Origin of the sequence: Paenibacillus sp. FSL R7-269, from assembly GCF_000517865.1 — a bacterium.
In the GTDB taxonomy this organism is placed as follows: Bacteria; Bacillota; Bacilli; order Paenibacillales; family Paenibacillaceae; genus Paenibacillus_AQ.
Genome location: NZ_ASPS01000032.1, coordinates 1 through 13,128 on the forward strand (window position 1 = coordinate 1; position 13,128 = coordinate 13,128).

The 13,128-nt window shown below is 46.2% G+C and carries 11 protein-coding genes; 2 read left to right on the forward strand and 9 right to left on the reverse strand.

Annotation, left to right across the window (positions count from 1 at the left end):
* Positions 1 to 353: 353 nt before the first annotated feature.
* From C162_RS16655 to C162_RS16690, 9 genes are all read right to left on the reverse strand, one after another.
* Positions 354 to 896, reverse strand: coding sequence for a hypothetical protein (locus C162_RS16655; protein ID WP_036695644.1), 543 nt, complete (start codon positions 894 to 896; stop codon positions 354 to 356).
* Positions 893 to 1,426, reverse strand: a complete 534-nt coding sequence (locus C162_RS16660) for a hypothetical protein (RefSeq protein ID WP_036695645.1) — start codon at positions 1,424 to 1,426, stop codon at positions 893 to 895. Before C162_RS16660 ends, C162_RS16655 begins: the two co-directional genes overlap by 4 nt.
* Positions 1,427 to 1,476: 50 nt before the next feature.
* Positions 1,477 to 3,498: an ATP-binding protein gene (locus C162_RS16665; protein ID WP_051493594.1), complete on the reverse strand. Its 2,022-nt coding sequence runs from the start codon at positions 3,496 to 3,498 to the stop codon at positions 1,477 to 1,479.
* Between the two features lie 180 nt (positions 3,499 to 3,678).
* Positions 3,679 to 4,473: a 3'-5' exonuclease gene (locus C162_RS16670; protein ID WP_036695646.1), complete on the reverse strand. Its 795-nt coding sequence runs from the start codon at positions 4,471 to 4,473 to the stop codon at positions 3,679 to 3,681.
* 61 nt (positions 4,474 to 4,534) lie between these two features.
* On the reverse strand, positions 4,535 to 5,623 hold the full coding sequence (locus C162_RS16675) for an ATP-dependent helicase (protein ID WP_162174469.1): 1,089 nt from the start codon (positions 5,621 to 5,623) through the stop codon (positions 4,535 to 4,537).
* Positions 5,624 to 5,657: 34 nt separating this feature from the next.
* Positions 5,658 to 6,314 (reverse strand): AAA family ATPase, encoded by a 657-nt coding sequence (locus C162_RS16680; RefSeq protein ID WP_036695648.1) that lies wholly within the window; start codon positions 6,312 to 6,314, stop codon positions 5,658 to 5,660.
* 117 nt (positions 6,315 to 6,431) lie between these two features.
* A complete protein-coding gene (locus tag C162_RS37625; protein WP_084648950.1) occupies positions 6,432 to 6,662 on the reverse strand; it encodes an AAA family ATPase in 231 nt (76 codons plus the stop codon).
* A 91-nt stretch (positions 6,663 to 6,753) separates the two neighbouring features.
* A complete protein-coding gene (locus C162_RS16685; RefSeq protein WP_036695649.1) occupies positions 6,754 to 6,936 on the reverse strand; it encodes a hypothetical protein in 183 nt (60 codons plus the stop codon).
* A 286-nt stretch (positions 6,937 to 7,222) separates the two neighbouring features.
* Positions 7,223 to 9,877: an adenosylcobalamin-dependent ribonucleoside-diphosphate reductase gene (locus tag C162_RS16690; protein ID WP_442792447.1), complete on the reverse strand. Its 2,655-nt coding sequence runs from the start codon at positions 9,875 to 9,877 to the stop codon at positions 7,223 to 7,225.
* Between the two features lie 423 nt (positions 9,878 to 10,300).
* On the opposite strand from C162_RS16690, the gene C162_RS16695 reads away from it, so the two are divergent.
* Both C162_RS16695 and C162_RS16700 read left to right on the forward strand, forming a co-directional pair.
* Positions 10,301 to 12,046 carry a DEAD/DEAH box helicase gene (locus C162_RS16695; protein ID WP_036695651.1) on the forward strand — a complete coding sequence of 582 codons (1,746 nt, stop codon included), beginning with the start codon at positions 10,301 to 10,303 and terminating at the stop codon, positions 12,044 to 12,046.
* A complete protein-coding gene (locus C162_RS16700) occupies positions 12,046 to 13,113 on the forward strand; it encodes a YqhG family protein (RefSeq protein WP_036695652.1) in 1,068 nt (355 codons plus the stop codon). The genes C162_RS16695 and C162_RS16700 overlap by 1 nt, the downstream gene beginning before the upstream one ends.
* The last annotated feature ends 15 nt before the right edge of the window (positions 13,114 to 13,128 follow it).

Genomic DNA, 13,128 nt, shown 5'->3' on the forward strand with positions numbered 1-13,128 from the left:
GAAACTTTTTAAGCTTTGCCTTTCTCGCTTCCGCGATGATTCTGTTGAAGTAGCTTCAATATGATTAGTTTTCAGACACGCCCTAATACGACCAATGGAATCAGGTTGGTTAAATACCCATACTTCAACTTCTACACTAGACAAGATGCAGTTATCAATTTGTTGATCAGTTAGAATAAGAATACGTTTTTATTATTTTCCATTTCCATTCTCTCCTTTGAAATAAAAATAAGCACCGTTAAATACACATGGCTTACCCATGGATATTCAACGGTGCTTCCGCTTTTGAGGTATTCAATTGGTTTAACAATAATCAATTCCAAATCTACTGTCAACAAATTTAGATTGAGAAGTTATCTATTTATTCGAAGCGCTTCCTCTATTGCAAAGCATATCGGGTAAAGTGAATGAAAATCATTATGTTTACGTGCAAGATTAGGAATCCAATAGCGACCGTGTGCAAGCCAATGGCGATAACTTAATAGGCTTTTGTAGTTTGAGAATATATGTAAAACCTCAGGTTTAACTTCTTTCCAGCTCTCTAAAATATGATTTTCCAAAGATACTTTTTCTTTATTATCACTATATATTTTAAGAAATAATCGATCTAAATCACCTTTTCTTCTTTTATTCACGCGCTCATCAAAATCAACTCTCAAGCTAGCTTCAGTAGCGGCAAGTAAATTAAGCGTAGAGAGACGGTCAAGTTCCGCCTCCCGAGAAATAAAAATTTCTTCAACTTCCCTGGGAGTGAGGCCAATAAACTGATTTGAAATAGGCTTAACTCCATTAAGTACATTTTGCTTCAATAATCTTAGCGACTCTAAAGAATCACTAAAATAGTTAGCGACCTCTTCTAGAGTTAGCTCGTCATGTGAACGCCTTAGCTTTGTCATCCATTGATCACCTTCATTAAGTTTTCTTTGAATGTATCTACATTCACTTCAATATAATGGAGCTTTGGGGTGCGTATCATGAAATGCCATATCTGTTCTTCTGCTGGCTGAACAACTGGACTCTCTGAAGCTGGAAGCTTATCAAATGGTGATTGTACCTTGAATTTGGGACCTCCTGAGTTTGTCAAGAGAAGAACAGCTTTCCCGAGAGGACCGTCCATATCAATTCGCCCCATGGCACCGATGATATTAATACCGATAGGAGTAAGCGTCACTCTAGATCTGCCGATTTGGATGATCATCTCGTCTATTTGATAATAATATTCCTGAACACCGCTTAGTAGTTCTTCAAAAATGTCTCGTTTTTGTATGGTCAATTTAGCGGAACCATCATCAACGTATACTTCTAATGCTTCTCTAGCTATTTTGTAGATCTCTTCAATCTGTCTACTAAAATGTTCGACTTGTTTTTCCGCGTTTTCAGGAGAAACTTCTTCTTGTTGAGATTTAATAAAATCATCAAATTCCATTGTATAAAACTCCTTTATTATAATATTTATTCTTCGCTCAATCATCATTTCTAAGTATTAGTTGTTTTTAGGGTATGTTGACCCGCCATGATTGCAGAATTACCTTCTAGTTCATTAATAATTTCGTCAGCATGATCATAATATTTTTCACTAAGTTCCAATCTTTCCAGTTGTAACTTATCATCCAGAAACTTATGTTTCACTTCAAATTCAGTAAAAATATCAGCCCATGTTCTTACGTAAACTTTATATTTTTTTATTTTATAGACCAATCCGCGTGATCGCTCACCATGGTTCATAACATTCTCATATAGGTTTTCAATGAAACCTGACTTATCTGGTTTATTCCCAATCAAAATGAACTCCCACTCCATCTGTGACGAATTAAACTCTTCTTGGTTCATGATTACATCCAGATAGCTTATAACCTGATCATATTGCTTCTTACCTAAGGGTACAGAAGGATGCTTTAATTCCACTACAACGTTACGTACTTTATCAATTTGTTTGTCCCATCTAACCATAAAAATATCCATTTCTTTACGTTTGTCCACATGCTCAATATGCCCATCAATCTCTTTTCCCGTTAGCAAGTGAACATGTCGACGTAGTGCTTCCTCAAATTTAGGCTCTGCTGCTGTTACTAGGTGATATTGTTCCCCAAATATCCAATAATGTTTTTCCACAAATTGCTGTAGATGCTTCACTTCATTTGCCATCAGTTCTTCATCATATACAATCTGCTTTAATTCATTTTTGGCCTTGTATCGATCTTGTATCAATCGAATGGTTTTTATTACATTGGTTAGCCTTGTTTTCTTCAATACATCTGCTAATTCCGTTCGTTCGTCACTGTTCAGTTCAACTATTCCATTCAAAATATCAAAAAGGCGCTCTTGCTCACCTGAATCCATGATGAGATCCAGGAAGCGAACAAAGGTCTTCTTCTGCTCCACATTCAATTTAGAGAAAAGCTTAGGTTCTACTTGATACAACTCACGTATCAGTTCTTCTAATTCATCTTGCCTTGCCTTATCCCATGAGTTATTACCATACTTCGGGAATGCCTCAACTACTTTCAAATCTTTAATAATGGTATCTGTATATTCTTTTAAAAATGGCTTGCGTTTTTCTTTTAGAAATTTGTTAAGGTTCTCGATTAAAAATTTATATTCATCCGAATTTTGATCGTATCCAAATAAAGCGATTTCGGCTGGTTGAACCTCTCCAAAATGGAAATCGTTAAATATTTGACTTTCAATATATAGGCTATGATAAAATGTATCTCCCTTGTTGTTGAATCGAGTGTTGATTTTATGCTTTTCATTTCCAAGTTGATCTAAGAAATAATATTTAGAATATTCTAAATTCATTCGTTCTTCCCAGCGCACATATTTCACTTTAAATTCAGTATTGGTTGCATCATACCTGACCGTAAAAAACTCTAAATCCCCAACTACCCTAGAATAATCAAGTCGTTCTCCATTGATTGTTATTGCGAAGGATTTATCCGCATTAAGTTCTAGAAACCAACCGAATTCTTTACATAAGAACCTTTTTAAATCTGCAAGATTAAAATCTTTATATGTAATACCTTTCAAAAGCACGCATGTCCCTGTTCCAGCCGAAGCTAGCTCGGGAATAGACGTTTCATATGTATCTAAACTGTTTTCATTGACGGTTATTACATAACGCTTTATTTCTTCTCCATCTAAGTAGGTAGTAATCCATTGTGCCTCGGAACAGAAACGATGAAATGTCAGTCGACCTATTCCGTTTTTCCCATGGGTTGCGGAGCGTATATTCCTCTCACGCATCAGTGGATCAACCTGTTTTTCAGATTCAAAGAAGGGAGTGAATTTACGCTCTAATTCGACTAAACTAATTCCATAACCATTATCGGTAATCTTAATATCACTTACTGCATCCAACTCACTATTTGTAGTATGCATTTCGATAGTGGTTGCCTTTGCATCAAAACCGTTCCAGATATATTCCGATACCGATTGTAAATAAGTAAATTTCTTTAGCGATTTCTTTATCCCTTTAGTTGTTATTTGGATTTTTTTCATCACAATCAACTCCATCATATGGGCTACTCGAATCGTACCATATTTTGTATTACCTATAAATTGTTTTCTTTAAATTAGGCATATAAATTAAAATGAAGCCTTCAGAGGCCTCCAAACTATTATTCAATTCCCATTATCAGTATAATAAATAATTAATAAGATAATCATAGTACATTACTGTTACGTGTCTTTTGGCTTTTTCATCTCTTTCAAAAACCTTGATGGATTGACGCTTTCCAGGTACCCATTCCAATTTGAACGCTGCTCCGAATAGGTTATAAACAACTTACTTTCTGCTCGTGTAACAGCTACATATAAGCCACACCGCTCTTCCTGTTCTTTATCGGGCTTCCCACCACTTCTTCCAGGGATAAAGTGATCTTCAAGTGCTTTAATGAATACCGCTTTGTATTCAAGCCCCTTTGCTGTGTGAAAAGTGGTCACCCCAACCTTGTTTACCTGTTGATCAATATGATTTGAATCATCATTCAAATCTATTTCTGCCAACATATCCGTAAGTGATGTGGAAATCGACTTAGATATTCTATCTCTCAAAAGGACAAGATGACGCTTTTCTTCATAACTTGTTGCCTCATCGAACTTCTCTAAATCCGTCTCAATATCGAGCGCTTCATAGAGCCCATCAAAGATCTGGACAAATGACCTAATACTATTTGCTGAGAGGCAATACGTTGCCATTCTCTTAATCGTAGCTTCCACTTCATCTTCAGCAAACATAGCGGATAGTTTATCAAGAGTTACGCTGCCGAGGTTCGTTTCGTAATGACCATACAAATCAAAATCCTCATTCAGCTCATAACGTTTGGCAAAAGCATTCATTAAAGCTCCTAGAATCACCTCATTGTTGGGATCTGCAATTAGCTTCATTGCTACGATGATTAATTCGGTTAAAAGTACACTTTTGTTTTCAAAATTTTTCCCGAAATGCTGGAAATGAATTCTTTTCTCAAGCAAATTCTTATCAATGACTTTTTAGAGAAGGGTGTCGACTTCGGTACAAAATAATCATTTGCCGTTATTCCATTCCTGCTTTATGAAGATCTTTGATCTTATTTGTCACCCAATCTGCTTCCTCTTCCCACGTACTAAAAACCTTTCCCCAAACCCCATCTCCTTCTTTGTTTGCTCGACCAATTAAACCTTTCTCTGTTCGATCATCATTAAACTTAATCAAACGATTCGCGACATCAAGGACTTTTTGAGGGGAGCGATAATTTTCGTTTAACACGATTTTCTTCGCCTGCAATAGATCAATATATTCTTGTATGATAGTGGGTAATGCACCTCTCCACCCATAAATGGATTGATCATCGTCGGCAACAGCCATTACGTGCTCTGCTTTACTGCTGAGCAAACGAATAAGCTCAAGCTGCATTCGATTGGTATCCTGCATCTCGTCGACTAAAATATAGGGAAATGCATTTTGGTAAAGTTCCAGAATGCTTGGTTTTTCTTTAAATAATGTAGCTGTCTGAAGGATCGCGTCATCATAATCAATCAAGTTATTGGCATTCATGCGCCGCTGATATTCCACTGCCGCAGCATGAAAGTTTATTTCTCCTCCATTTTCGGTCTTGTCCATGTAGTCTTTGAAATCAGTTGAGGAGTTCTTCAACTCGCTAATTCTGCTTTTAAAGTCTTTAGGTTTCCTTTTTAGCTGTGTGCCTTTTACAACACTCTGTAGTAAATGCATTTGATGCGCTGTAGAGATAAACGTAAACTCTCGGTTCATGTTGATTTTGTCTCCATACGCTTTTAAGACCCACATGCAGAAATTATGAAATGTACCAATCCTTAAGCGCTTCTGGTCTACCGTACTAATTGCACTAGCTCTTGATTTCATTTCATTTGAGGCTTTATTGGTAAACGTAATTGCCAGTATTCGTTTGGAATCCATTAGTCTCCCTGATTCGAACATATAGGCGATTCTACTTGTGATTACGCGTGTTTTCCCCGTACCTGGTCCTGCTTTTCCGACATCCAAATGCTTTTCATAAGATGCGATATAGGCTTCGGGAAACTTATTAGAAAGCTGAATAGTCGTTGCGCTTCCATCAGCCTTTTTTCGAACCAAACAGATTTGGCGCGGATTGATCCATTCCAACAACTAGGAGAGTGTGTAGCAACCCAGACCTGCCTCATTTTGGAGAGTTCCAAAATTTCTCGGTACATGGATCTCTGTGAGGCGGGTACAAGTGCGACTCAGGTTCATCTATAGCAAATATCCCTTCTCGAAGCTTACCAATTCCTGCAAATGCCCTAAAAACACTCACGGTTAAGACACTTTGCAGTCCTAGACCCAATTGCTCAATATTCAAATATCGATCACTTCCTGCGTGCTTTAGTTGCAATTGGATATTTTTCTTAATATCAACGCTTGAAGAAGCTGCTACTGTAAGACGCAAAAGGTCATTGATATCGGGCATCTCGATGATTCGACGAGTAACCTCTGATACACCGTCTACAAAGGCACTGATATCGACGTTATCTTTTAGGGAATCTCCCGCTTCATCAAGTTTTTCGAGAATAACTGTTTCCTCTGCGGAAAGATCGATTTGCTGAAGAATACGGTCAAATAAACTGTCCTTATTCGATTTGATGGTACGATGGTCACGAAGCGCATCTTGGTAATAAAACGAAATCAGTCGCTTTTCCGTGAAACCAACTGTCCGCTCTACCTGTCTTCCGTAAACTAAGGAAGGTTCGCTTTCTTTTGTATCCTTGTCGTAAATGCAGTTAAACACAAGAGATAAAAACCATGCTTCTTGTCCGTCTATCTCTTCGATATCCACCATTCTAACAAAATGTGCTCGGAGTTCATCACTAAGATTGGAAAATATAATCTGAACTGTAATTGGTTCATCTTTATCATAGAAATCGGTCTCTTGGAACTCTAGAGTTCGAATGGACCGTTAAGGATTGAAAAGATAATGCAAGATCGTTAAGATACTTGTTTTTCCTACGTTATTTCCACCCACTAGGACGACCATATCCATCCCATTTACTACTTTCGGAACGATTGTAACTTCTTCATTGAAATTTCTGAAATTGCTTATTTTGAGTTCCTTGATCCGCATAATCTCACTGCATGAATGTATACATGTCAGAACGGAGGCAATAAAAAATACGGCAGCACAAAACATATGCTGCCGTATTCATGGTGTGGAGTACTACCTGACGTCTGCTTGAGTTTACTTCCTACATATCAGTGTGTGAAACTGAAATGTCATTAGATTATTTCTGACGTCCTTTTTCAATGATTTCCGTTAGTGACTTGCCGCCGTTGAGTTTTCGATATGTGCCTAACTCCATATCTCCACGAACATCTAAATCTACCCCGTACGTCTTTTCAATTGTTTCAATCTTAGTATCGTCACGCTTCTTACGATAACGTCCATCCTTGTTACGATCACGCATTAAAATTCCTCCTCACAATGTTGGTAATTACATAAGGAAAATACGGATTTCTTAAGAATAGAAATACATCTGTAAAATCTGTGCAAGAATGATGTTTTACTTAAGATTGGTCTGAAATAGCCAATTTTAGGCTAAAATAGGACTGTATTTTAACATTTGTTTACAAATTCAAGGTTTTGCCTGTGGATATCCCGTTTTTGGTGCCATTCTGTCCCGTTTTTATGGCGATATCCCATTTTTGGTGGCACATCACAATTTTAATTTTTATTACTTCTTTTTTAACCCCTCACCCACACCGGCTATACCCGCAATTCCCGCAAGTCTTACAGCCCTCAATATTAATCAGCGAAGCACTACCGCAGGAAGGGCAAAGATCCCGCGAGGCTGTAGCATGGCTGTGCGCGTCATGACTGCCGTGGTTATCGTGGGTAGCAGCCACAGGAACGGTGGATTTCAGCTCAGCGCTGAGCGCCTCGTTGAAATCAAGCTCCAGCGTGGCTGCGATGGGTGCCGGGATATGGTCGTCATGGGCGTTGTTCAGCACATGAGTCTCTAGGGCTTTGGCCACAGCGTCAGCGATGGATTCTACGCGGTTCGCGCCGAAGCCGATGGCGCCGGAGCCGCCGATGCCCTTGAGGTGCTTGATCAGCAGGCCAACCTTCTCGCCGTGGTCGCCGTAGCGTAGGAACAACGAGCAGACGCGGCCCAGGGCTTCCGCCATGGCGAAGACGTCAGAGCCAGCCTTGCCGACGTTCAGGAAGATCTCGGCTGGGATGCCGTCAAGATCGTTGATGGTGATATACGCCATGCCGAACGGCGTGTTGATCTTATAGGTCGCACCGCGCAGCACCTGCGGGCGCTTCTTGTATTGTTTGTCTACTCCGCTGGCCGCCGGCTGTAAACCTGGAGCAGCTTCCATAGTCATTGGCTTTGCAGTGACATTAATCGTAGCAGCCGGTTCTGTTTCCTTGGCCTCCACTGACTTAACTTCTGCCGCAGCATCCTTCTTATCTTCCTTCTTCGTAGTTTCCAGCACCTGTACGTCACGACTGCCGTCACGGTAGATGGTCACGCCTTTGCAGCCCAGATCGAAGGCCATTTCATACAGTTCGGCGGTCTCTTCCACTGTGAAGTCGGACGGACAGTTCGCGGTCTTGGAGATCGAACTGTCCACCCAGCGCTGAATAGCAGCCTGAGCGCGGATATGATCCTTGGCGGACAGGTCCATCGAAGTGACGAAGTATTCCGGCAGCTCCTCTCCCGGATGGGCTTCCAGCCATTCCTGGGCGATCGGCACGAACTGCTCGTCATAACCAAGACGGCTCTGGCGGAAATATTTGAAGGCGAAGTATGGCTCGATGCCTGTAGATGTACCCACCATAGTTCCGGTACTGCCTGTAGGAGCCTGGGTGATTACAGTCACGTTGCGCATGCCATGCTTACGGATCGATTCGCTGACCTCCGGGTAGACCTCAGTAATATTCCGCATAAAGCCGCTCTGCAAATATTTGTCGGTGTCAAAGGCCTGGAACGAGCCCTTCTCTCCTGCAATCTCAGCCGAAGCCAGATAGGCCTCGCGGGCCATGAAGCCGTAGAGCTTGTCTAAGAATTCCAGTGACTCGGGGCTGCCGTAGCGGATATTCAGCTTAATCATCAGCTCCGCCAGTCCCATTGTGCCGAGGCCTACGCGGCGTTCGAGCTTCTGGTTCGCTTCATTTTCCGGGAAATGATACGGTGTCTTGTCGATGACATTATCCAGAAAGCGAACGGAATACCGGGTGGTTCTCGCCAGATCTGCCCAGTCCACTTCATGCTTCTCGGCATCGTAGAACTTGGAGAGATTGACGGCAGACAGGTTGCACACGCCCCAGCCGGGCAGGCCCTGTTCACCGCAAGGATTAGTGCATATAATCCGATTGAAATACCAGCTATTAGACATCTGATTATAATACTCCATGAAAACAACGCCCGGCTCTGCAGATTTCCAGGCCGATTCGATAATCGTCTGCCAGATATCGCGTGCTCTGACAGTACGGTAAGGAATGACGCGGCGGTTATCCGCCTTCCATTTATCGAGATCGCCGTCCCACAGGGTGTCGTAATCCGGGTCAGTCGTGTCGGGGAAGACCAGCTCCCAATCCAGATCCTCCTTCACAGCCTTCATGAAGCTATTACTTACGCATACCGACAGGTTGGCGTTCGTCACCTGGCCCATGGTCTGCTTCACGGTAATGAAATCCAGCACATCCGGATGCCAGTCGTTGATCATCAGCATCAGCGCGCCGCGGCGGCTGCCGCCTTGTTCAATCAGTCCGGTGGTATAGCTGAAGAGGCCGCCCCAGGACACAGAGCCGCTAGAGGAACCGTTCACCCCACGGACAATAGCGCGGCGCGGGCGCAGCGAGGACAGATTGATGCCTACCCCGCCGCCGCGGGCCATAATCTCGGTCATCTCGGAGAGGGTCTCCATGATGCCGCCCCGGCTGTCTTTTGGAGAAGGAATGACATAGCAGTTGAACAATGTAAGCTCCTCGCTTGCCCCTGCGCCTGCCGCAATCCGCCCGCCCGGAACCAGCTTCCAGTCATCCAGAATCGAACGGAACCGGCTTGTCCACTCCTCCTGAAGCTCGGGCGTCTTCTCTACAGAAGCCATCGCGGCCGCAAGACGGTCCCACATCTCCTCCGGCGTCTTCTCGATGTTCAGCGTCAGCTTCTCTACATCCGACTGCACCAGCTCGCCGCTGCGGGTTCGAACCGTAACGATCCGGCCTGTGCGCTCCACAATCTCGCCGACCTCCTTGGTCGGGAACTTCGGATCGTCCTTGGTCAGGACAAGCACCACATCGCCTACCTTGGCATTATTGCTGTCCGCGTCCTTCCAGGCGTAACGGTCCAGGAATATTTTCTCGCTCAGACCCTCTAGACGCTTGTTGTGTTCCACTATACTCAATACCAAAACCTCCCGGGGATGTAATAGGTCATGCTTCCGGCGGCAAGGCAGCCGCAGCCTGCTTGTCCGGCGAAAGCTCCTTTTGTCAATAACAAACAGCCGAAAAAAATCCGCACACCAGACAAATTTCATGCTTTTGTAACAATATATGGTGTGCGTTAACTTTTAAACTATACCACATGTTGTGGATAGAGGTCTTTTTTGAAAAAGCAGCCCCAGGCAGGAATAACGGAAAAACAGGAAAAGAACGGCTGATTTCCTCCCTCTTTCTCGCTTTTTTGCAGGGTAACGGAACTGAAAGTTTTCAGCGCTTAATCGCACTGTCCGCAGAAAGACAGGTTATGAAATCTCTCTGAAACGAGCATACTACTGCTACGCATTTCGATATGAAACTGCGACGGAGGAGGCTGCAACATGACGCAATTATTCCGCAATTCCTTGCCCCAAGAGAAGGTAACTTCTGCGCCGCTGCTGCCTGTTCCTCTATCTTTTGAGCGTAACTGGCTGCATGATCTGGAATCGAGACTCGATAAAGGGGGACCGTGGGGCGACTGGCGCTTATCCCGCCTTGCTGTACAGGGAGAGCAGTCGGGCCTGGTTACCAGCTTCGATGAGCTGCAGTGTATGAAGCATCTGTCCGGGCTGTCTCCGCTTCCCCATCAGCTGGATACGGCGCACAAAGTGCTGTTCGAGATGTCAGGACGGGCGATTCTGGCTGATGAAGTCGGACTTGGCAAGACCATCGAAGCGGGGCTCGTGCTGAAGGAATATCTGGTGCGCGGGCTGGTGAGCAAGGTTCTGATTCTGGTGCCGGCCTCGCTTGTCCTGCAATGGGTGCGGGAGCTGAATACGAAGTTCGGAATCTCTGCCGTAGCGCAAAAGAAAGCCTATTCCTGGGGCAATGACATTGTCGTCGCCTCGATGGATACAGCCAAGCGTGACCCGCATAAGGAAATGCTGCTTAGCCAGGAGTATGACATGCTGATTATCGACGAAGCCCATAAGCTGAAGAACAAGAAATCGACGAATTATCTGTTCGTACAGCAGCTCCGCAAAAAATACTGCCTGCTGCTCACCGCCACCCCCGTGCAGAACGATCTCGGCGAGCTGTTCAATCTGATCACGCTGCTGAAGCCGGGCCAGCTTGGGAATCAGGGCGATTTTGCTACCAATTTCGTAGTAGATAAGCGCCAGCCCAAGAATGAGGTTAAGCTTCGGGGCGAGCTGTCCAAGGTCATGATCCGCAACCGCCGGGGCGAGGGCCCGGTGAATTTCACCAAGCGCAAGGTGCGCAATATCCCCCTCACTCTCTCTGCAGAGGAGAAGGCGCTGTATGACGGCGTGACTGCTTTTGTCAAAGAACAGTATCAGGAGGCGGGCGGCAATCTCAGCAGTATGCTCTCCCTGGTCACGCTTCAGCGTGAGGTGTGCAGCAGCCGGGATGCGGTGTTCGTCACGCTGGTGAATCTGATTAAGAAGCTTCCGGCCGATTCTCCGAAGCGCGAGCGGATGATGGGGCTGCTCCAGACGATCCGTACGGTCAAGACGAATACCAAGGCGGAGAAGACGATGGAGTTAATCCAGCAAATGAATGAGAAGGTGATCGTCTTCACCGAATACCGCGCCACGCAGGAGTATCTGCTTCAGTATTTCCGCGAGCATGGACTGCAATGTGTGACGTATTCGGGCGGGATGAACCGCGGCAAAAAAGACTGGATGATGGACCTCTTCCGCGGACGCGCCCAGGTGATGATTGCCACCGAAGCCGGCGGCGAAGGGATTAACCTGCAGTTCTGCCACCATATGATCAATTTCGATCTGCCCTGGAACCCGATGCGGGTCGAGCAGCGGATCGGCCGGGTCCACCGGCTCGGTCAGGAGAATGATGTGGTCATCTACAACCTCTCCACCGAAGGGACGATTGAAGAGCATATCCTTCACCTGCTGCATGAGAAAATCAACATGTTCGAGATGGTCATCGGCGGGCTGGATGTCATTCTGGAGCGCTTCGAGCAGAAAGGCTCGCTTGAGAAAAGCCTGTACAAAATCGTTCTCGAAGCGGGCAGCGACGAGGAGCTGCGCAGCGGGCTGGATACGATCGGCGATTCGCTCAGCGAGCTGACCCACGCCAAGCTGGATGATAGCGGGGTGCCTAACTGATGCTGACACCTACAGAAGTGCGCAAGCAGGTCATGGATTATCTGGAAGCGACCGAATGCACCATTCTCGAATCCTCTCCGCTGCATGTGACGGTAAAGCTCTCCCCGCGCGCAGACCGGATGTTGACGGACCGCCCTTATTATTGGGGCTTCGTGGAGCGCACGGGCGTAGATCCCGAGACCCTCTCCTTCAGCTTCGTCTTCGACCCGCAGAAGTACGATGAACTGGCCGCGCAGGCCGCTGCGCCTGCGGCCCGCCCGCGCGGCGGGTCCAGCCGCCCGGCAGGGGCGGGAGCACCGCCGGGCCCGGCCCGCGCAGCGGATGCCGAAGCTGCTGCGGAGCCGCTCGGCACAGCGCAGGTGCCGGGAGCGGCGCTGCCGCCCGGGGTCTCGGCTGCGCCGGAGGACAGCATCCTAGCGCGGTACTTCGGCATCGTTCCGGTGCTGCCGCGACTCGGACCGGGGATGATCCGCCGCGAGGATGTAACCTACGGCAGCAAGCGCCTGCGGCAGATCTGGTCGGCGGCGCGGGACGAAGGCCGGTGCCTCCAGCTGTTCGAGGACCCTGGCCTTAGGCAGCGGACGACCTTGTTCTCGGCCGCCTACGAGCCGTGGCTGGCGGTCTGCTACAAGGTCGAGATGACCTGTGACCTGAAGCGCGAGGAGCTGCATTTCATCGCAGTCTCTTTAACCTCCGGGCTGATCGTCCCGGACTTCGAGGCCCGGCTGAGCGGCAAGGAGCTGACGCCACGGTTGCCGGAGAACATTCATGTCCAGCCGTTCGAGCTGGGGATTACGGACGGGGCCGACCGGCTGGAGGGATATCTGACATCGAAGCTGGCACTGCTGGATTACACCTGGGCGGAAGAAGCCCGCACACGGCTGGAGCTGGAGCTTAGCATCGTGGACATCTACTACGCGGAGCTGCTGAAAGAACCGGAAGAAGAGAAGCGGCTAGCCACCCTTGAGCAGTATAACCGCCGCCGCCAGGAGACCTCGTGGCAGTATGAGCCGCAGATTGCAGTTTCTGCCGTAACGTACGGATTGTTTCATCTGCGCAGCACATAGAATGCGACCTGGTCC